This window comes from Streptomyces sp. NK15101 (genome assembly GCF_020400725.1).
In the GTDB taxonomy this organism is placed as follows: domain Bacteria; phylum Actinomycetota; class Actinomycetes; order Streptomycetales; family Streptomycetaceae; genus Streptomyces.
This window is the reverse complement of the sequence record NZ_JAINVG010000117.1, coordinates 1-18,187: the sequence shown is the minus strand read 5'-3', so window position 1 is coordinate 18,187 and position 18,187 is coordinate 1. Positions and strand designations below refer to the sequence as shown.

General features: G+C 71.5%; 19 protein-coding genes. 1 reads left to right on the top strand and 18 read right to left on the bottom strand.

Annotation, left to right across the window (positions count from 1 at the left end):
* The 13 genes from K7G60_RS35405 to pyrR all read right to left on the bottom strand — a co-directional run.
* A partial coding sequence (locus tag K7G60_RS35405) for an S-adenosylmethionine synthetase N-terminal domain-containing protein (RefSeq protein WP_308083031.1) occupies positions 1-211 on the bottom strand: 211 nt, incomplete at its 3' end.
* A gap of 299 nt (positions 212-510) precedes the next feature.
* Positions 511-1,722: a bifunctional phosphopantothenoylcysteine decarboxylase/phosphopantothenate--cysteine ligase CoaBC gene (coaBC, locus tag K7G60_RS35400; RefSeq protein ID WP_225805063.1), complete on the bottom strand. Its 1,212-nt coding sequence runs from the start codon at positions 1,720-1,722 to the stop codon at positions 511-513.
* Between the two features lie 111 nt (positions 1,723-1,833).
* Entirely contained in the window at positions 1,834-2,106 is a 273-nt protein-coding gene (rpoZ, locus tag K7G60_RS35395) for a DNA-directed RNA polymerase subunit omega (protein ID WP_005319902.1), read from the bottom strand.
* Between the two features lie 28 nt (positions 2,107-2,134).
* Entirely contained in the window at positions 2,135-2,698 is a 564-nt protein-coding gene (gmk, locus tag K7G60_RS35390; protein WP_225805062.1) for a guanylate kinase, read from the bottom strand.
* A 73-nt stretch (positions 2,699-2,771) separates the two neighbouring features.
* Positions 2,772-3,095 (bottom strand): integration host factor, encoded by a 324-nt coding sequence (locus K7G60_RS35385; protein WP_030693098.1) that lies wholly within the window; start codon positions 3,093-3,095, stop codon positions 2,772-2,774.
* 298 nt (positions 3,096-3,393) lie between these two features.
* On the bottom strand, positions 3,394-4,281 hold the full coding sequence (gene pyrF / locus K7G60_RS35380) for an orotidine-5'-phosphate decarboxylase (protein WP_225805061.1): 888 nt from the start codon (positions 4,279-4,281) through the stop codon (positions 3,394-3,396).
* Positions 4,278-5,390 carry a quinone-dependent dihydroorotate dehydrogenase gene (locus K7G60_RS35375; RefSeq protein ID WP_225805064.1) on the bottom strand — a complete coding sequence of 371 codons (1,113 nt, stop codon included), beginning with the start codon at positions 5,388-5,390 and terminating at the stop codon, positions 4,278-4,280. The genes pyrF and K7G60_RS35375 overlap by 4 nt, the downstream gene beginning before the upstream one ends.
* Before the next feature lie 70 nt (positions 5,391-5,460).
* Entirely contained in the window at positions 5,461-8,769 is a 3,309-nt protein-coding gene (carB, locus tag K7G60_RS35370) for a carbamoyl-phosphate synthase large subunit (RefSeq protein ID WP_225805060.1), read from the bottom strand.
* On the bottom strand, positions 8,762-9,904 hold the full coding sequence (gene carA / locus K7G60_RS35365; protein WP_225805059.1) for a glutamine-hydrolyzing carbamoyl-phosphate synthase small subunit: 1,143 nt from the start codon (positions 9,902-9,904) through the stop codon (positions 8,762-8,764). The genes carB and carA overlap by 8 nt, the downstream gene beginning before the upstream one ends.
* Positions 9,901-10,482, bottom strand: a complete 582-nt coding sequence (locus K7G60_RS35360) for a hypothetical protein (RefSeq protein WP_225805058.1) — start codon at positions 10,480-10,482, stop codon at positions 9,901-9,903. The genes carA and K7G60_RS35360 overlap by 4 nt, the downstream gene beginning before the upstream one ends.
* Positions 10,479-11,765: a dihydroorotase gene (locus tag K7G60_RS35355; protein ID WP_225805057.1), complete on the bottom strand. Its 1,287-nt coding sequence runs from the start codon at positions 11,763-11,765 to the stop codon at positions 10,479-10,481. Before K7G60_RS35355 ends, K7G60_RS35360 begins: the two co-directional genes overlap by 4 nt.
* Positions 11,766-11,767: 2 nt before the next feature.
* Positions 11,768-12,748 carry an aspartate carbamoyltransferase catalytic subunit gene (locus tag K7G60_RS35350; RefSeq protein ID WP_225805056.1) on the bottom strand — a complete coding sequence of 327 codons (981 nt, stop codon included), beginning with the start codon at positions 12,746-12,748 and terminating at the stop codon, positions 11,768-11,770.
* Between the two features lie 83 nt (positions 12,749-12,831).
* Complete coding sequence (gene pyrR / locus K7G60_RS35345) at positions 12,832-13,395, bottom strand: bifunctional pyr operon transcriptional regulator/uracil phosphoribosyltransferase PyrR (RefSeq protein WP_123450343.1); 564 nt, start codon at positions 13,393-13,395, stop codon at positions 12,832-12,834.
* Between the two features lie 246 nt (positions 13,396-13,641).
* On the opposite strand from pyrR, the gene bldD reads away from it, so the two are divergent.
* Positions 13,642-14,142, top strand: a complete 501-nt coding sequence (gene bldD, locus K7G60_RS35340) for a transcriptional regulator BldD (RefSeq protein WP_015032294.1) — start codon at positions 13,642-13,644, stop codon at positions 14,140-14,142.
* Positions 14,143-14,307: 165 nt separating this feature from the next.
* On the opposite strand, the gene nusB is transcribed toward bldD, so the two are convergent.
* The 5 genes from nusB to aroQ form a co-directional block, all read right to left on the bottom strand.
* Positions 14,308-14,745, bottom strand: a complete 438-nt coding sequence (gene nusB, locus K7G60_RS35335) for a transcription antitermination factor NusB (protein WP_030693089.1) — start codon at positions 14,743-14,745, stop codon at positions 14,308-14,310.
* Positions 14,746-14,747: 2 nt separating this feature from the next.
* A complete protein-coding gene (gene efp / locus K7G60_RS35330; protein ID WP_225805055.1) occupies positions 14,748-15,314 on the bottom strand; it encodes an elongation factor P in 567 nt (188 codons plus the stop codon).
* A 49-nt stretch (positions 15,315-15,363) separates the two neighbouring features.
* Complete coding sequence (locus tag K7G60_RS35325) at positions 15,364-16,476, bottom strand: aminopeptidase P family protein (protein ID WP_225805054.1); 1,113 nt, start codon at positions 16,474-16,476, stop codon at positions 15,364-15,366.
* Between the two features lie 61 nt (positions 16,477-16,537).
* Positions 16,538-17,587, bottom strand: coding sequence for an AAA family ATPase (locus K7G60_RS35320; RefSeq protein ID WP_225805053.1), 1,050 nt, complete (start codon positions 17,585-17,587; stop codon positions 16,538-16,540).
* A 122-nt stretch (positions 17,588-17,709) separates the two neighbouring features.
* Positions 17,710-18,156, bottom strand: a complete 447-nt coding sequence (gene aroQ, locus K7G60_RS35315) for a type II 3-dehydroquinate dehydratase (RefSeq protein WP_225805052.1) — start codon at positions 18,154-18,156, stop codon at positions 17,710-17,712.
* Positions 18,157-18,187 lie beyond the last annotated feature (31 nt).

Here is an 18,187-nt window from a genome sequence, read left to right as displayed (position 1 = left end):
TCCGGACGAGGGTCGGGATGTCCGCCCACGCCTTGGTGGTCACCTCACCGGCGACGTGCACCAGACCGGTGGTGATCAGCGTCTCGACGGCGACGCGCGAGGTGGGGTCCTCGCGCAGCAGCGCGTCGAGAATGGTGTCGCTGATCTGGTCAGCGATCTTGTCGGGGTGGCCCTCGGTGACGGACTCCGAGGTGAACAGACGACGGGACACAACGCTCCCTGGGGTTGCAGCGGCTGCTGGCTACTCGTGACGCGGACCGGCAGGGGGCTGCGCCCCGCGACGTTCCACGAACAGTCTATCGGTCGTGGTCGTGCAATGGACCAGGTGTCTCGCCTGGCGAATGCCGGTGAACGGGCGGAACCGGCCTCCGGCATGGCAGACCTGCCCACCGGCGTGGGGCGCAAATCACTCGTCAGGCGGTGTTTCGCACCTCCCCCGGAGGCGGTCCGCGCCCCCGGGGCGAGGTCGTCCCGGCCCCCGAAGTCCGCCGCGGGGGCGGCCGGGATGCGTCAGGTCGCGGGGCGCAGCCGCGGCAGGACCAGGTCCCAGACCGTCTCGGCGAGCGCTTCCTTCGGCCCGTACGGCACGGGGGTCTCGGCGCCGTCCGACGCGAGGACGACGGCCTCGTTCTCCTCGGAGCCGAAGGTCTTCCGCTCCCCGACCTCGTTGACGACGAGGAGGTCGCAGCCCTTCCGGTGGAGCTTCGCGCGCCCGTTGGCGAGGACGTCGTCGGTCTCGGCGGCGAAACCGACGACCACCTGGCCGGGCAGGGCGCGGTCGGCGGACAGCTCGGCGAGGATGTCGGGATTGCGGACGAGTTCGATCGTGGGCGCGCCCCCGTCGTCCGTCTTCTTGATCTTCCCGGGGGCGTAGACGGCCGGGCGGAAGTCGGCGACGGCGGCGGCCATCACGACCGCGTCGGCGTCGGCGGCGGCCTTGAGGACGGCCTCGCGGAGCTGGACGGCGGTGCCGACGTGGACCACGTCGACGCCGGCGGGATCGGGGATGCCGGTGTTCGCCTCGACGAGGGTGACGCGGGCACCGCGGGCGGCGGCGGCCTTGGCGAGGGCGTAGCCCTGCTTCCCCGAAGAGCGGTTGCCGAGGTAGCGGACCGGGTCGAGGGGCTCGCGGGTGCCGCCCGCGCTGACCACGACGTGGCGTCCGGCGAGGTCGGGCGCCGCGGTGCCGCGGGCCAGGATCCGCTTGCAGACCTCGAAGATCTCCCCCGGCTCCGGGAGCCGGCCCTTGCCGGTGTCGACGCCGGTGAGGCGGCCGACGGCGGGCTCGATGACGACGGCGCCGCGGCGGCGCAGGGTGGCCACGTTCTCCTGGGTCGCCGGGTGCTCCCACATCTCGGTGTGCATGGCGGGGGCGAAGACGACCGGACAGCGCGCGGTGAGCAGCGTGTTGGTGAGCAGGTCGTCCGCGAGGCCGTGGGCGGCCTTGGCGAGCATGTCGGCGGTGGCGGGGGCGACGACGACGAGGTCGGCGGCCTGGCCGATCCGCACGTGCGGGACCTCGTGGACGGACTCCCACACCTCGGTGGAGACCGGGTTGCCGGAGAGCGCGGACCAAGTGGCGGCGCCGACGAAGTGGAGGGCGGAGTCGGTGGGCACGACGCGCACGTCGTGACCCGACTCGGTCAGCCGGCGCAGCAGCTCGCACGCCTTGTAGGCGGCGATGCCGCCGCTCACGCCCAGGACGACCTTCGGCTTGGCCACCACGCTCACTGTTGCTCCCCGCACTCGGATGCGTACGACTCCATGAGACACCACAGGCCCGGCGGATGTTCCGCCGGGCCTGTGGTGACAAGCGTTACAAGCGCTGTGTGCTTACTGCGCGGGGCCCTCGATGGCCTCGGACGTCAGCAGACCCGCGTTGATCTCGCGCAGGGCGATCGAGAGCGGCTTCTCGTGGACGTGGGTGTCGACGAGCGGACCCACGTACTCCAGCAGGCCCTCGCCGAGCTGGGAGTAGTACGCGTTGATCTGACGCGCGCGCTTGGCCGCGTAGATCACGAGGCTGTACTTCGAGTCCGTGGCCTCGAGCAGCTCGTCGATCGGCGGGTTGATGATGCCCTCGGGCGCGGTGATGGAAGAGGACACGCTCTACCTTCCGAAGATGGAAAAAAGATCAGACAACGTGCATCAACGTTAGCAGCTCGCGTGCGACGTCCTCGACGGAGGTGTTGACGAGGGTGGTGTCGAACTCCGACTCGGCGGCCAGTTCGACCTTCGCGGCCTCCAGCCGGCGCTCGATGACCTCCGGCGACTCGGTGCCGCGGCCGGTGAGCCGGCGGACCAGCTCCTCCCAGCTCGGCGGGGCGAGGAAGACCAGCTGGGACTCCGGCATGGAGTCCTTCACCTGGCGGGCGCCCTGGAGGTCGATCTCCAGGAGCACGGGCTCGCCGGCGTCCAGTCGTTCGAGTACGGCCCCGCGGGGGGTGCCGTAGCGGTTGCCCGCGAACTCGGCCCACTCGAGGAGCTCGCCGTTGGCGATCAGCTTGTCGAACTCGTCGTCCGCGACGAAGAAGTAGTGGACGCCGTGCTTCTCGCCGGGGCGGGGCTTCCGGGTCGTCGCCGACACCGAGAGCCAGACCTCGGGGTGGACCTTGCGCATATGAGCGACGACCGTGCTCTTGCCCACCCCTGAGGGGCCGGAGAGCACGGTCAACCGCGGACGTACCTCTGCTGCCATGCAGCGATTATTCCAGCTTCACCGGCATGCCCGGGACGCCCGTCCCGGATCGCAGGCCGGACCGGTCGCCGGATCAGGCGCCGGTGCTGCCGAACTCGCGCTCCAGGGAGGCGATCTGGTTGGAGCCGAGACCACGGACGCGACGGCTCTCGGAGATGCCGAGGCGCTCCATGATCTGCTTGGCGCGGACCTTGCCGACGCCGGGCAGCGACTCGAGCAGCGCGGAGACCTTCATCTTGCCGATGACGTCGTTCTCCTGGCCGCTCTTGATGACCTCGTGGAGGGAGGCGCCGGAGTGCTTGAGTCGATTCTTGACCTCGGCCCGCTCCCGGCGAGCCGCGGCGGCCTTTTCGAGCGCGGCTGCGCGCTGTTCAGGGGTAAGGGGCGGAAGAGCCACGCCTACGTCACCTCGGATGTCGATCTGTCGGATACGGACCGGTGAGGAACCTAAGTCGCCCCACACCAGTGGAGCAACGATCAACGGAGTGGTCGTTGAACGCCTGCTCTGCCCCGGAGACTAGCGGCCGAGACCGCTCCAGTCAGCGAGAACAGCGGAAAAGTCCTGGTCAGCATCGACCGACCAGGACTTTTCCGGCATATAGACCCGCTTTTGAGCCAAGTTTTCGTCAAGGAGTGAGACGACTCACCGCCGGGCACCCCGTCCGCTCCGACCTGCGGATTGTCCGGGAGACGCGTCAGCGGGCGACGGCCGCGCGGATCTCGTCCGCGTAGCGGTGCGCCGAGTCCCGCAGGGCGGCCACGTCCGGGCCGTTGCGCAGGACGCCGCGGCTGACGTTCGGGACGACGTTGCCGACCGCCGCGCCGAAGACGGCCGGCAGGTCGGCGGGGGTCGCGCCCTGGGCGCCGATGCCGGGGGCGAGGAGCGGCCCGTTGATGTCCAGGTCGAAGGAGGACAGGTCGCCGAGGGTGGCGCCGACGACCGCGCCGAAGGAGCCCATCGGGGTCTCCCCCGCGTTCTCCTCGGCGAGGTGGGCGAGCATGGTCGCGCCGATGGTGCGGCCGTCCTCGCGGACCGCCCGCTGGACCTCGGCGCCCTCCGGGTTGGAGGTGAGGGCCAGCACGAAGAGACCGGCGCCGGACTCCCGGGCCAGGTCGACGGCGGGCTTGAGGGCGCCGTAGCCGAGGTACGGGGAGACCGTCAGCGCGTCGGAGAAGAGCGGGGAGTCCTTGCGCAGGAAGGTCTCCGCGTACGCGGCCATGGTGGAGCCGATGTCGCCGCGCTTGGCGTCCATGACGACCAGGCCGCCCGCCGCGCGCAGATCGGCGGTGGCGCGCTCCAGGACGGCGATGCCGCGCGAGCCGAAGCGCTCGAAGAAGGCGGACTGCGGCTTGAAGACGGCCACGGTCTCGGCGAGGGCCTCGACGACGGTGAAGGTGAAGCGCTCCAGGCCGGCGATGTCGTCGGTCAGGCCCCAGGAGTCGAGCAGGGCGGCGTGCGGGTCGATGCCGACGCAGAGCGGGCCGCGCTCGTCCATGGCGGAGCGGAGACGGCTGCCGAAGGTCGGGGGCCGCCCGGAGGGCGTCGATGAGGGGCGGTGGTCGGGCGACGGGTTGGGCGTCACTGGGTGGCGGCCTTTCGGTTGTCGGCGCCGACGGCCTCGGCGAGGGTGGCGTACGGGGAGGCCGCGAGGCGCGCCGCGAGGCCCTTGTGGATCGCGCGGGCGTAGAACGGGCCCTCGTAGATGAAGGCGCTGTAGCCCTGGACGAGGGTGGCGCCGGCGAGGATGCGCTGCCAGGCGTCCTCGGCGTTCTCGATGCCGCCGACGCCGACCAGGACCAGGCGGTCGCCCACGCGCGCGTGGAGGCGGCGCAGGACGGCCAGGGAGCGCTCCTTGACGGGCGCGCCGGACAGGCCGCCGGTCTCCTTGATCAGCGCGGGGTCGGACTTCAGGCCCAGGCCCTCGCGCGCGATGGTGGTGTTGGTGGCGATGATGCCGTCGAGGCCGAGCTCCAGGGCGAGGTCGGCGACCGCGTCGACGTCCTCGTCGGCCAGGTCGGGGGCGATCTTGACCAGGAGGGGGACCCGGCGGTCGGTGACCGTGCGGTCGGCCGCCTCGCGGACGGCGGTGAGCAGCGGGCGCAGGGACTCGGTGGCCTGGAGGTTGCGCAGCCCGGGGGTGTTGGGCGAGGAGACGTTGACGACGAGGTAGTCGGCGTGGGCGGCGAGGCGCTCGGTGGACTTCACGTAGTCGGCGGCGGCCTCGGCCTCGGGGACGACCTTGGTCTTGCCGATGTTGACGCCGACGACGGTCCTGAAGACCGGGTTGCGGGCGGCGAGGCGGGCGGCGACGGCGGCGGAGCCCTCGTTGTTGAAGCCCATGCGGTTGATCAGGGCGCGGTCCGGGACGAGCCGGAAGAGGCGCTTCTTGGGGTTGCCGGGCTGGGCCTCGCCGGTGACGGTGCCGATCTCGACGTGGTCGAAGCCGAGCATCGACATGCCGTCGATGGCGACGGCGTTCTTGTCGAAGCCGGCGGCGAGCCCGAAGGGGCCGTGCATGCGGAGGCCCAGGGCCTCGACGCGCAGCGACTTGTGGCGGGGGTCGAGGACGGCTGCGACGAGAGTGCGCAGGACGGGGGTCCGGGCGGCGAGGCGGATCCAGCGGAAGGCCATGTAGTGGGCCTTCTCGGGGTCCATGCGCTTGAAGACCAGGTCGAAGAAGAACTTGTACATGCTGTGGCTCCAGGTCATGACGAGGGGGACACCGCAGGTCCTGCCGGTGTCCCCCTCCTCGTACGGGCTGCTAGTCGCGGGCCGCGGTCAGGTGCTCCGCGTGCTCCTGGAGCGAGCGGACGCCCACGTCGCCGTGGTTCAGCGCGTCGATGCCCTGGACGGCCGCGGCGAGCGCCTGGACCGTGGTGAGGCAGGGGACGCTGCGCGCCACCGCGGCCGTACGGATCTCGTAGCCGTCGAGGCGGCCGCCGGTGCCGTACGGGGTGTTGACGATCAGGTCGACCTGGCCGTCGTGGATGAGCTGGACGATGGTCTTCTCGCCGTTCGGGCCCTCGCCCTCGCTGAGCTTGCGGACGACCGTGGCGTTGATGCCGTTCCGCTTGAGGACCTCGGCGGTGCCGGAGGTGGCGAGCAGCTCGAAGCCGTGGGCGACGAGCTCGCGGGCCGGGAAGATCATCGAGCGCTTGTCGCGGTTGGCGACCGAGATGAACGCTCGGCCCTTGGTGGGCAGCGGGCCGTAGGCGCCGGCCTGCGACTTGGCGTAGGCCGTGCCGAAGACCGCGTCGATGCCCATGACCTCGCCGGTGGAGCGCATCTCCGGGCCGAGGACGGTGTCGACGCCGCGGCCGTGCACGTCGCGGAAGCGCGACCACGGCATCACGGCCTCCTTGACGGAGATCGGCGCGTCGAGCGGCAGGGTGCCGCCGTCGCCGTTCTTCGGCAGCAGGCCCTCGGCGCGCAGCTCGGCGATGGTGGCGCCGAGCGAGATGCGGGCGGCGGCCTTCGCGAGCGGCACGGCGGTCGCCTTCGAGGTGAAGGGGACGGTCCGGGAGGCGCGCGGGTTGGCCTCCAGGACGTAGAGGATGTCGCCGGCCATGGCGAACTGGATGTTGATCAGGCCGCGGACGCCGACGCCCTTGGCGATGGCCTCGGTGGAGGCGCGCAGGCGCTTGATGTCGAAGCCGCCGAGGGTGATCGGGGGCAGGGCGCAGGCCGAGTCGCCGGAGTGGATGCCGGCTTCCTCGATGTGCTCCATGACGCCGCCGAGGTAGAGCTCCTCGCCGTCGTAGAGCGCGTCGACGTCGATCTCGATGGCGTCGTCGAGGAAGCGGTCGACCAGGACCGGCCGGGTGGGGCTGATCTCGGTGGACTCGGCGATGTACGACTCCAGGCGGGCCTCGTCGTACACGATCTCCATGCCGCGGCCGCCGAGCACGTACGAGGGGCGTACGAGGACGGGGTAGCCGATCTCGTCGGCGATGGCCTTGGCGCCGGCGAAGGTGGTCGCGGTGCCGTGCTTCGGCGCGGGGAGCCCGGCCTCGGCGAGGACGCGGCCGAAGGCGCCGCGGTCCTCGGCGGCGTGGATGGCCTCCGGGGAGGTGCCGACGACCGGCACGCCGTTGTCCTTGAGCGCCTGCGACAGGCCCAGCGGGGTCTGGCCGCCGAGCTGGACGACGACACCGGCGACGGGGCCGGCGAGGGTCTCGGCGTGGACGATCTCCAGCACGTCTTCCAGCGTCAGCGGCTCGAAGTACAGGCGGTCGGAGGTGTCGTAGTCCGTCGAGACGGTCTCCGGGTTGCAGTTGACCATCACGGTCTCGTAGCCGGCGTCGCTCAGGGCGAAGGAGGCGTGGACGCAGGAGTAGTCGAACTCGATGCCCTGGCCGATGCGGTTCGGGCCGGAGCCCAGGATGATCACCGCGGGCTTCTCTCGCGGGGCGACCTCGGACTCCTCGTCGTAGGACGAGTAGAAGTACGGGGTCTTGGCGGCGAACTCGGCGGCGCAGGTGTCGACCGTCTTGTAGACCGGGCGGACGCCGAGCGCGTGCCGGACCTCGCGGACGACGTCCTCGCGCAGGCCGCGGATCTCGGCGATCTGGGCGTCGGAGAAGCCGTGGCGCTTGGCCTCGGCGAGCAGCTCGGGCTCGAGCTTCTCGGCGGCGGCCAGGTCGTCGGCGATCTCCTTGATCAGGAAGAGCTGGTCGACGAACCAGGGGTCGATCTTGGTGGCGTCGAAGACCTCCTGCGGGGTGGCTCCGGCGCGGATGGCCTGCATGACCGTGTTGATGCGGCCGTCGGTCGGGCGGACCGCCTCGCGGAGCAGTTCGGCCTTGTCGCCGGGCTCACCGGTGAAGGTGAACTGCGAGCCCTTCTTCTCCAGGGAGCGCAGGGCCTTCTGGAGGGCCTCGGTGAAGTTGCGGCCGATGGCCATGGCCTCGCCGACCGACTTCATGGTGGTGGTGAGGGTGGAGTCGGCCTGCGGGAACTTCTCGAAGGCGAAGCGCGGGGCCTTGACGACGACGTAGTCGAGCGTGGGCTCGAAGGACGCCGGGGTCTTCTCCGTGATGTCGTTCGGGATCTCGTCCAGCGTGTAGCCGACGGCGAGACGGGCCGCGATCTTGGCGATCGGGAAGCCGGTCGCCTTGGAGGCGAGCGCCGAGGAGCGGGAGACGCGCGGGTTCATCTCGATGACGATGATCCGGCCGTCGTCCGGGTTGACGGCGAACTGGATGTTGCAGCCGCCGGTGTCGACGCCGACCTCGCGGATGATCGCGATGCCGATGTCGCGCAGGCGCTGGTACTCGCGGTCGGTGAGCGTCATCGCCGGGGCGACGGTGATCGAGTCGCCGGTGTGGACGCCCATCGGGTCGAAGTTCTCGATGGAGCAGACGACCACGACGTTGTCGTTCTTGTCGCGCATCAGCTCCAGCTCGTACTCCTTCCAGCCGAGGATGGACTCCTCCAGGAGCACCTCGGTGGTCGGGGAGAGCGTCAGGCCCTGGCCGGCGATGCGGCGCAGCTCCTCCTCGTCGTGGGCGAAGCCGGAGCCGGCGCCGCCCATGGTGAAGGAGGGGCGGACGACGACGGGGTAGCCGCCGAGCGTCTCGACGCCCTTGAGGACGTCGTCCATGGAGTGGCAGATGACGGAGCGGGCGGACTCGCCGTATCCGATCTTGGCCTTGACGGCCTCGACGACGCCCTTGAAGAGGTCGCGGTCCTCGCCCTTGTGGATGGCCTCGACGTTGGCGCCGATGAGCTCGACGCCGTACTTCTCGAGGACGCCCTGCTCGTGCATGGAGATCGCGGTGTTGAGCGCGGTCTGGCCGCCGAGGGTGGGCAGGAGGGCGTCGGGGCGCTCCTTGGCGATGATCTTCTCGACGAACTCGGGGGTGATCGGCTCGACGTACGTGGCGTCGGCGATCTCCGGGTCGGTCATGATCGTCGCCGGGTTGGAGTTGACCAGGATGACCCGCAGGCCCTCGGCCTTGAGGATGCGGCAGGCCTGGGTGCCGGAGTAGTCGAACTCTGCGGCCTGGCCGATGACGATCGGGCCGGAGCCGATGACCAGGACGGACTGGATATCGGTGCGCTTAGGCACGCTCGGCCTCCATCAGGGATACGAAGCGGTCGAAGAGGTACGCGGCGTCGTGCGGGCCCGCGGCCGCCTCGGGGTGGTACTGGACGGAGAAGGCCGGCTGGTCGAGCAGCTGGAGGCCTTCCACGACGTTGTCGTTCAGGCAGACGTGGGAGACCTCGGTACGCCCGTAGGGGGTGTCGGAGACCTTGTCGAGGGGCGCGTCGACGGCGAAGCCGTGGTTGTGCGCGGTGACCTCGACCTTGCCGGTGGTGCGGTCCTGCACCGGCTGGTTGATGCCCCGGTGGCCGTACTTCAGCTTGTAGGTGCCGAAGCCGAGGGCGCGGCCGAGGATCTGGTTGCCGAAGCAGATGCCGAAGAGCGGCGTCTTGCGCTCCAGGACGGCCTGCATGACGGCGACGGGGCCGTCGGCGGTGGCCGGGTCGCCCGGGCCGTTGGAGAAGAAGACCCCGTCGGGCTGGACGGCGTAGACGTCCTCGGCGGTGGCGGTGGCGGGGAGGACGTGGACCTCGATGCCGCGCTCGGCCATCCGGTGCGGGGTCATGCCCTTGATGCCGAGGTCGACGGCGGCGACGGTGAACTTCTTCTCGCCGATCGCGGGGACGACGTACGCCTCCTTGGTGGCGACCTCGGCGGAGAGGTTCGCGCCCTTCATCTCGGGCTGCTGGCGGACCTCGGCGAGCATGGTGCCCTCGTCGGGGAGCGCGCTGCCGGAGAAGATGCCGACGCGCATGGCGCCGCTCTCGCGCAGGTGGCGGGTGAGGGCGCGGGTGTCGACGCCCTGGATGCCGACGACGCCCTGGCTGCGCAGCTCCTCGTCCAGCGAGCGCCGGGAGCGCCAGTTGGAGGAGACGCGGGCGGGGTCGCGGACGACGTAGCCGGAGACCCAGATGCGGCCGGACTCGGGGTCCTCGTCGTTGACGCCGGTGTTTCCGACGTGGGGGGCGGTCATGACCACGACCTGCCGGTGGTACGACGGGTCCGTGAGGGTCTCCTGGTAGCCGGTCATGCCGGTGGAGAACACGGCCTCGCCGAAGGTCTCCCCCACGGCCCCGTAGGCGCGGCCGCGGAAGATGCGGCCGTCCTCCAGGACGAGTACGGCGGGAACCTTGGCGGCTCCCCTGGTGGAGGTCGTCATCGTGCGATGCCTTCCGTCGTGGTGGTTACGGCGTTCATGGAGTTGAGGGCCTCGACCCAGGCCGTGTGCTCGGCGGCCCGGTCGGAGCGGAAGCCGGAGTCGAGCAGCTTGCCGCCGTGCTCCCAGGTGATGATCAGGAGTCCGTCCTCGGCGAGGACCTTGCCTGCGATGCCCTTGTCGAGGCGGGCCCCGCGCAGGACGGCGGCCGGCAGGAAGAAGTCGTTCGCCCCGGGGCGGACGACCTCGATCCCGGCGTCGGTGAGCGTGAGCTCGACGCGGCTGCGGGTGCCGAGGCCGTGGGCGACGATCCGGTCGAGCCACTGCCCGGCGGTCGTGGACCCGTGGTAGCGCCCGCTGAGAGTCAGTCTGGCCTCACCGGGCGCCGGGGGCGCGGTGGGAAGCCCGGGCAGGTCCGACTGGAGGCTGCCGCGCCACTTCCATCCCTGGCGCATGAGCCAGTACACGAAGGCGACGAAGAGCAGCAGTCCGACGACCCAGCCGAGCCGCCCGGCCCAGTCGGTCACCTCCGCCGACCTCTGTTCGGCGGCCTCTGCGGCGATTGCGATGAGTGGTGTCACGCCAGCTTCCCGTCCACGACCGTTGCCCGGCCCCGCAGGAAGGTGTGGGTGACGCGTCCCGGCAGCTCACGGCCCTCGTAGGGGGTGTTGCGGCTGCGGGAGGCGAAGTCCGCGGGGTCCACGACACCACGGTAAGCCGGATCGACCAGCGTCAGGTTCGCGGGCTCACCTGCCGAGACGGGGCGTCCGTGGCCCTGGGCCCGCCCGATGCGGGCGGGCGCGAAGGACATCCGGTCGGCGACGCCGGCCCAGTCGAGGAGGCCGGTCTCGACCATCGTCTGCTGGACGACGGAGAGGGCGGTCTCCAGGCCGACCATGCCCATGGCGGCCGCGGCCCACTCGCAGTCCTTGTCCTCGTGCGGGTGCGGGGCGTGGTCGGTGGCGACGATGTCGATCGTGCCGTCGGCCAGCGCCTCGCGCAGGGCGAGGACGTCCTTCTCGGTGCGCAGCGGCGGGTTGACCTTGTAGACCGGGTTGTACGAGCGGACCAGCTCGTCCGTGAGGAGGAGGTGGTGCGGGGTGACCTCGGCGGTGACGTCGATGCCGCGGGACTTGGCCCAGCGGACGATCTCGACGGAGCCGGCGGTGGAGAGGTGGCAGATGTGGACGCGGGAGCCGACGTGCTCGGCGAGGAGGACGTCGCGGGCGATGATCGACTCCTCGGCGACGGCGGGCCAGCCGCCGAGGCCGAGCTCCGCGGAGACGACGCCCTCGTTCATCTGGGCGCCCTCGGTGAGGCGGGGCTCCTGGGCGTGCTGGGCGACGACGCCGCCGAAGGCCTTCACGTACTCCAGGGCGCGGCGCATGATCACGGCGTCGTCGACGCACTTGCCGTCGTCGGAGAAGACGGTGACGCCGGCGGCGGAGTCGTGCATGGCGCCGAGCTCGGCGAGCTTCTTGCCCTCCAGGCCGACGGTGACGGCGCCGATGGGCTGGACGTCGCAGTAGCCGGACTCCTTGCCGAGGCGGTAGACCTGCTCGACGACGCCGGCGGTGTCGGCGACCGGGTGGGTGTTGGCCATGGCGAAGACGGCGGTGTAGCCGCCGGAGGCGGCGGCGCGGGTGCCGGTGAGGACGGTCTCGGAGTCCTCGCGGCCGGGCTCGCGCAGGTGGGTGTGGAGGTCGACCAGGCCGGGCAGCAGGATCCGGCCGTCGGCCTCGATCACGGTCGCGCCGTCGGCGGAGAGGCCCGTGCCGAGCTCGGCGATGGTCTCGCCGTCGATGAGGACGTCCTGGACGTCGCCGCCGAGGACCTTCGCACCGCGGATAAGGGTCTTGCTCATGGTCACTTGCTCTCCTCGGTACGGGCGGGGGTGGTGGCGGACTCGTTGCCGCCCAGAAGCAGGTAGAGGACGGCCATCCGGACGGAGACGCCGTTGGCGACCTGCTCGACGACCGTGCAGCGGTCGGAGTCGGCGACCTCGGCGGTGATCTCCATGCCGCGGACCATGGGGCCGGGGTGCATGACGATGGCGTGCTCGGGCATCTTCGCCATCCGCTCGCCGTCGAGCCCGTAGCGGCGCGAGTACTCGCGCTCTGTCGGGAAGAAGGCGGCGTTCATCCGCTCGCGCTGCACACGCAGCATCATCACCGCGTCGGACTTCGGCAGCACGCCGTCGAGGTCGTACGAGACGTCGCAGGGCCAGGTCTCGACGCCGACGGGGACCAGGGTGGGCGGGGCCACCAGGGTGACCTCGGCACCGAGGGTGTGGAGCAGGTCGACGTTGGAGCGGGCGACCCGGCTGTGCAGGACGTCGCCCACCAGGGTGATGCGCTTGCCGGCGAGGTCCTGGCCGAGGCCGGCGTCGCGGCCGACGAGGCGGCGGCGCATGGTGAAGGCGTCGAGGAGGGCCTGGGTGGGGTGCTGGTGGGTGCCGTCGCCGGCGTTGATGACGGGGGCGTCGATCCAGCCGGAGGTGGCGAGCCGGTACGGGGCACCGGAGGCGCTGTGCCGGATGACGACCGCGTCGACGCCCATGGCCTCCAGGGTCTGCGCGGTGTCCTTGAGGGACTCGCCCTTGGAGACGCTGGAGCCCTTGGCCGCGAAGTTGATGACGTCGGCGGAGAGCCGCTTCTCGGCGGCCTCGAAGGAGATCCGGGTCCGGGTGGAGTCCTCGAAGAAGAGGTTGCAGACGGTCCGGCCGCGCAGGGTCGGCAGCTTCTTGATGGGCCGGTCGGCCACCCGGGCCATCTCCTCGGCGGTGTCGAGGATCTGGACGGCGTCGTCGCGGGTGAGGTCGGCGGCCGAGATGAGGTGACGCATCATCGGGGTTTCGCTCCGTGGTGGGAGGGTGAGGGCATGCGGGTGCGCAGGGCTGTGCCCCGGCCCCGTCGGGGGTGCCGGTCCGGTCAGGAGGCGGGCTTGCTGCCGAGCAGGACGGTGTCGCGACCGTCTTCCTCGGCGAGCTGGACCTTGACCGTCTCCCGCAGCGACGTGGGGAGGTTCTTTCCGACGTAGTCGGCGCGGATCGGAAGTTCGCGGTGGCCGCGGTCGACGAGGACCGCGAGCTGGACGGCGCGCGGGCGGCCGATGTCGCCCAGGGCGTCGAGGGCGGCGCGGATGGTGCGGCCGGAGAAGAGGACGTCGTCGACGAGGACGACGAGGCGGCCGTCGACGCCGTCACCGGGGATCTCGGTGCGACCGATGGCGCGGGCGGGCTTCATCCGCAGGTCGTCCCGGTACATGGTGATGTCGAGGGAGCCGACCGGGATCTTGGTGCCGGTGATCGATTCGAGCTTCTCGGCGAGCCGGCGGGCGAGGAAGACGCCACGGGTGGGGATGCCGAGGAGGACCACGTCGTCGGCGCCCTTGGCGCGCTCGACGATCTCGTGGGCGATGCGGGTCAGGACCCGCGCGATGTCCGGGCCTTCGAGAACGGGCCGCGCGTCGTCGCCGTACTGCTGGGTGTCCATGGAGAACGGACCTCCTTCTCCGCCTCACGGGACGGCTCTTAAAGGACGTCGGATTTGCGCCGTTCACTCTACCAGGGGTAGGAGCCCCGTTTCTCGCGCACCCCTGCCGCCCCTCCGGGCGCCGTCCCCCGGGAGGGGGCGGTACGGACCATTCGGCTTGACGGGTGGGTGTAACGCTGCGTAACCTCACAGTGAGTTACCAGCCGCGCGGCGCAGCCGCATGTCGTCACAGCGTCCGGGAGCGTTATGTCCAGCGAATACGCAAAGCAGCTCGGGGCCAAACTCCGCGCCATCCGCACCCAGCAGGGTCTCTCGCTCCACGGGGTGGAGGAGAAGTCCCAGGGCCGCTGGAAGGCGGTCGTGGTCGGCTCGTACGAGCGCGGGGACCGCGCGGTGACCGTGCAGCGTCTTGCCGAGCTGGCGGACTTCTACGGGGTGCCGGTGCAGGAGCTCCTGCCGGGCACGACCCCGGGCGGCGCCGCCGAGCCGCCGCCGAAGCTGGTCCTCGACCTGGAGCGCCTGGCCCACGTCCCGCAGGAGAAGGCGGGCCCGCTCCAGCGCTACGCGGCGACGATCCAGTCGCAGCGCGGCGACTACAACGGCAAGGTGCTGTCGATCCGCCAGGACGACCTGCGCACGCTCGCCGTCATCTACGACCAGTCCCCCTCGGTCCTCACCGAGCAGCTGATCAGCTGGGGCGTCCTGGACGCGGACGCGCGCCGCGCGGTCGCCCACGAGGAGAACTGACCCCTTACGAGGGCGCAGCAGAAACGTACCGCCGCCGGGCCCGTGGACGTCATCCGACGTCCACGGGCCCGGCGCTTTTCCCCGGGACCCGACCGGAGACCCGAGGGGTACGCGAAGGGGCCCGCAGCATTCGATGCTGCGGGCCCCTTCGCGTGCCGTACGGGACTAGACGTCCGCGTCCCGGCGCAGGCGCGGCTTCAGGTCCTTGAAGCGCCCCAGCAGACCGTTGACGAAGGTCGGGGACTCGTCGGTGGAGAACTCCTTGGCGAGCTGCACCGCCTCGTCGATCGCGACCGCGTCGGGCGTCTCGTCCTCCCAGATCAGCTCGTACGCGCCGAGGCGCACGATGTTCCGGTCGGCGACGGGCATCCGGTCGAGGTCCCAGTCCACCGCGTAGGTCGCGATGAGCTCGTCGATCCGCGCCACGTGGGCCGCGTATCCCTCGACCAGCTGCATGGTGAAGTCGTTCACCGGAGGCTGGCGGTCGTCCGACCGCGCGTGCCGGACCTGGTCCGCGAGAACCTCCTGGACGGAGGCACCACGCTGGTCCGCCTCGAAGAGGATCTGGAAGGCGCGCTTGCGGGCCTTGCTCCGAGCGGCCACGGTTACTTGTTCACCCGGCCGAGGTAGTCGCTGGTGCGGGTGTCGACCTTGATCTTCTCACCGGTGGTGATGAAGAGCGGGACCTGGATCTCGTGACCGGTCTCCAGCGTGGCGGGCTTGGTGCCACCGGTGGAGCGGTCGCCCTGGACGCCCGGGTCGGTGTGCTGGATGGTGAGCTCGACGGCGGCCGGGAGCTCGACGGAGAGCACCTCACCCTCGTGCTGCGAAACGGAGGCCTCGAAGCCCTCGATCAGGAAGTTGGCGGTGTCGCCGACGGTCTTGCGGTCGACGTGCAGCTGGTCGTAGGTCTCCATGTCCATGAAGACGAAGTAGTCGCCGTCCATGTAGGAGAACTGCATGTCACGGCGGTCGATGGTGGCCGTCTCGACCTTCGTGCCGGCGTTGAAGGTCTTGTCGACGACCTTGCCGGAGAGCACGTGCTTGAGCTTGGTGCGCACGAAGGCCGGGCCCTTGCCGGGCTTGACGTGCTGGAACTCGACGACGGACCAGAGCTGGCCGCCTTCGAGCTTGAGCACCATGCCGTTCTTGAGGTCGTTCGTGGAAGCCACGGTTGCGGAATCTCCTGGACTGACGTGGGACCTGGGAGGCGTACGCGCCTCACAGCGCGAGCAGCTCCTTGGTCGTGATGGTGAGTAGCTCGGGTCCGCCGTCCGCCTCCTGGCGTACGACGAGCGTGTCATCGATCCGGACTCCGCCCCGGCCCGGGAGGTGGACCCCCGGTTCGACGGTGACCGGCACACAAGCGTCCAGTTTACCCATGGCGGAGGGTGAGAGCTGCGGGTCCTCGTCGATTTCGAGCCCCACTCCGTGCCCGGTGAGGGGCACGGCGGCCTCCGTGTGCCCCGCGGCGTCCAGGATCTGGCGGGCCGCCCGGTCCACGTCCCGGTACTCGGCGCCGGGCGCGAGGGACTCGCGCCCGGCCCGCTGAGCGGCGAAGACGAGCTCGTACAGCTCGATCTGCCAGTCGGCGGGGGCGGTGCCGATGACGAAGGTGCGGCCGATCTCGCACCGGTAGCCGCGGTAGTCCGCGCCCAGGCAGACGGAGAGGAAATCGCCCTCCTCGACCCGGCGGTCGGTGGGCCGGTGCCCGCGGCGCCCGGAGTGCGGGCCGGTCCCCACCGAGGTGGGGAACGCGGCCCCGTCGGCGCCGTGGTCGACGAGCCGCCGCTCCAGTTCCAGGGCGAGGTGGCGCTCGGTCCGCCCCACCAGGATCGACTCCAGGAGCTCGCCGAGGGCCTGGTCGGCGATCTCCGCCGCGATCCGCAGGCAGGCGATCTCGTCCTCGTCCTTGACGATCCTGAGCTGTTCCACGGCGCAGGCGAGGTCGGCGAGGTGCAGGGCGGGGGCGACGGAGCCCATGGCCCGGTGCCGGGCCACCGTCAGGTGGTGCTCCTCGACCGCCAGCGCGTCGGCGCCGGCCCGGCGGGCGAGGTCGACGGCGGTGACCGCCGGATCGCCTCCTCCGGCGGGCATGACCTGCTGCCGGAGGAGCTCGTCGAGCCGTCCGTCGGCCGGTTCGCCACCGGGCGCGACGGGACAGAGCAGGACGTCCGTCTCCGGTTCCGGCCCGACGAGCAGGACGGCGCCGGGCGGTGAACCACCCGCGAGATAGCGGACGTTGGCGGGGCGGGAGACCAGGGCCGCCGGGCTGCCCGCGGCCGCGCACCGGTCGCGCAGCCGTACACGGCGGTCCGCATACACCTCTGACATGCTTCCGAGCCTACGAGCACGGCGCCGGGGCGTCCTGTTCAGAACAGCCGTCCGAGCGGGGTCACCAGGTGGGCGGGCTCGCGATCGCGCGGGCGAGGACGTCGTCGAGGACGCGCGCGGTGGTCTCGACGTCGTACGTGGAGTTGTCGATGATCGGCAGGCCGGAGCCGTACCAGCCGGCCATCCGGCCGTGGATGGCGGCGACCTCCTCGTCCGAGAGCCGCCGGTTGCCGCTGCGCTCGGCGTTGCGCTCCAGGACGATCTCCAGGCCGGGCAGGAGGACGACGGGCAGCAGGCCGGGGCCGACGTGGCGCTTCCAGCCGCCGAGCCCGACGACGGGCCGGTCCGGGAAGACGGCGTCGTCGACGATGCAGGAGATGCCGTTGGCGAGGAAGTTGCGCGCGGCGAAGCCGCAGGTGCGACGGGCGAGCCGGTACTGCGCCTCGGAGTGCTCGTTCCAGCCGGACTGCGGGTCGGCGAAGCCGGAGCAGACCCACTCGCGGACGTCGTCGAGGCTGATGTGCGCGGTGGGCACGCGGCGGCGCTGCGCCCAGTGCCGGGCGACGGTCGTCTTGCCCGCGCCCGCGGGGCCGATGAGCAGGACGGCGAGGGTGGCCGTGCCGGTCCCGGCGCCGTGCTCGACGGGCGTCGCGGGGGGCGCGCTCACGGGCGGGAGCGGCACGTGCCCGGTCAGGTCCGCGCGCGGCGGGGCGGAGGAGGGGTGCTGCGGCCCGGCGGCGGGATGCTGCGGGGCCCCCGGGTGCGGCGCGCCGGCCTGGTGGGGAGCCGCGGGGTGCTGGGGGGCCGGCGGGTGCTGCGGTATGCCTCCGGGGCCGCCCCAGCCCGCTCCCGGCCCGGCGGGCGGCGGGGCGTGCGGGGGCCGGGGGGCGCCTGCCTGGACGGTCGGGTGCACGCCGAGCCGGGGCCCGGACGCCGGCCCCGGGTACGGGGTGCCCGGCGGGACCGGCGGAGGAACGGGCGGCTGTCCGCCGAGGTCCCCGCCGGCGGCCCCGGGGCCCGGTGCGGAACCGGGCGCGGGTCCCGGTCCGGGGCCGGTCGTCCGGTCCGACCGCTCGGGCGGTGGCAGCGGACCCCCCACTGCGTGCTGCATCCGGTGCCACTCCGTCTCGTACGGCCTGTCGGATCCCCGGACCGGTGTGTCCGTGGACGGCGGAACGTTACCGCCCCCGGCCCCCACAGGGGGAACGGCCGGGGACGTCTCCTGGTGCCCTGTCAGCCGGCGATCTCCTCGGCGAGCGCCCGCAGCGCCAGCCGGTAGGAGCCGATCCCGAACCCGGCGATCGTGCCGGTCGCCACGGCCGAGATGACCGAGGTGTGCCGGAACTGCTCACGGGTGTACGGGTTGGAGATGTGCACCTCGATCAGCGGGGCGGTCCGCTGCGCGGCGGCGTCCCGCATCCCGTACGAGTAGTGCGTGAAGGCACCGGGGTTGATCACCACGGGGATCGAGCCGTCCGCGGCCTCGTGGAGCCAGCGGATCATCTCGCCCTCGTCGTTGGTCTCCCGCACCTCGACGTCGAAGCCGAGCTCCGCGCCGAGGCCCTGGCAGGACTCCACGAGCCCCTTGTAGGAGGTGGCGCCGTAGATGTCGGGCTCGCGGGAGCCGAGACGGCCCAGGTTGGGGCCGTTGAGGACCAGAACCGGACGCGCCTCGCTCATGCCGACACCTCGCCGTACGCCGCGATCAGGA

What these genes read in the sequence shown, in the direction of transcription:
- gmk (WP_225805062.1), bottom strand. Translation starts at nt 2,698, where the DNA reads ATGGCAGCAGAGGTACGTCCGCGGTTGACCGTGCTCTCCGGCCCCTCA.
- K7G60_RS35375 (WP_225805064.1), bottom strand. Translation starts at nt 5,390, where the DNA reads ATGTACAAGTTCTTCTTCGACCTGGTCTTCAAGCGCATGGACCCCGAG.
- carA (WP_225805059.1), bottom strand. Translation starts at nt 9,904, where the DNA reads ATGACGACCTCCACCAGGGGAGCCGCCAAGGTTCCCGCCGTACTCGTC.
- K7G60_RS35355 (WP_225805057.1), bottom strand. Translation starts at nt 11,765, where the DNA reads ATGAGCAAGACCCTTATCCGCGGTGCGAAGGTCCTCGGCGGCGACGTC.
- K7G60_RS35350 (WP_225805056.1), bottom strand. Translation starts at nt 12,748, where the DNA reads ATGATGCGTCACCTCATCTCGGCCGCCGACCTCACCCGCGACGACGCC.
- pyrR (WP_123450343.1), bottom strand. Translation starts at nt 13,395, where the DNA reads ATGGACACCCAGCAGTACGGCGACGACGCGCGGCCCGTTCTCGAAGGC.
- bldD (WP_015032294.1), top strand. Translation starts at nt 13,642, where the DNA reads ATGTCCAGCGAATACGCAAAGCAGCTCGGGGCCAAACTCCGCGCCATC.
- K7G60_RS35325 (WP_225805054.1), bottom strand. Translation starts at nt 16,476, where the DNA reads ATGTCAGAGGTGTATGCGGACCGCCGTGTACGGCTGCGCGACCGGTGC.
- K7G60_RS35320 (WP_225805053.1), bottom strand. Translation starts at nt 17,587, where the DNA reads ATGCAGCACGCAGTGGGGGGTCCGCTGCCACCGCCCGAGCGGTCGGAC.
- aroQ (WP_225805052.1), bottom strand. Translation starts at nt 18,156, where the DNA reads ATGAGCGAGGCGCGTCCGGTTCTGGTCCTCAACGGCCCCAACCTGGGC.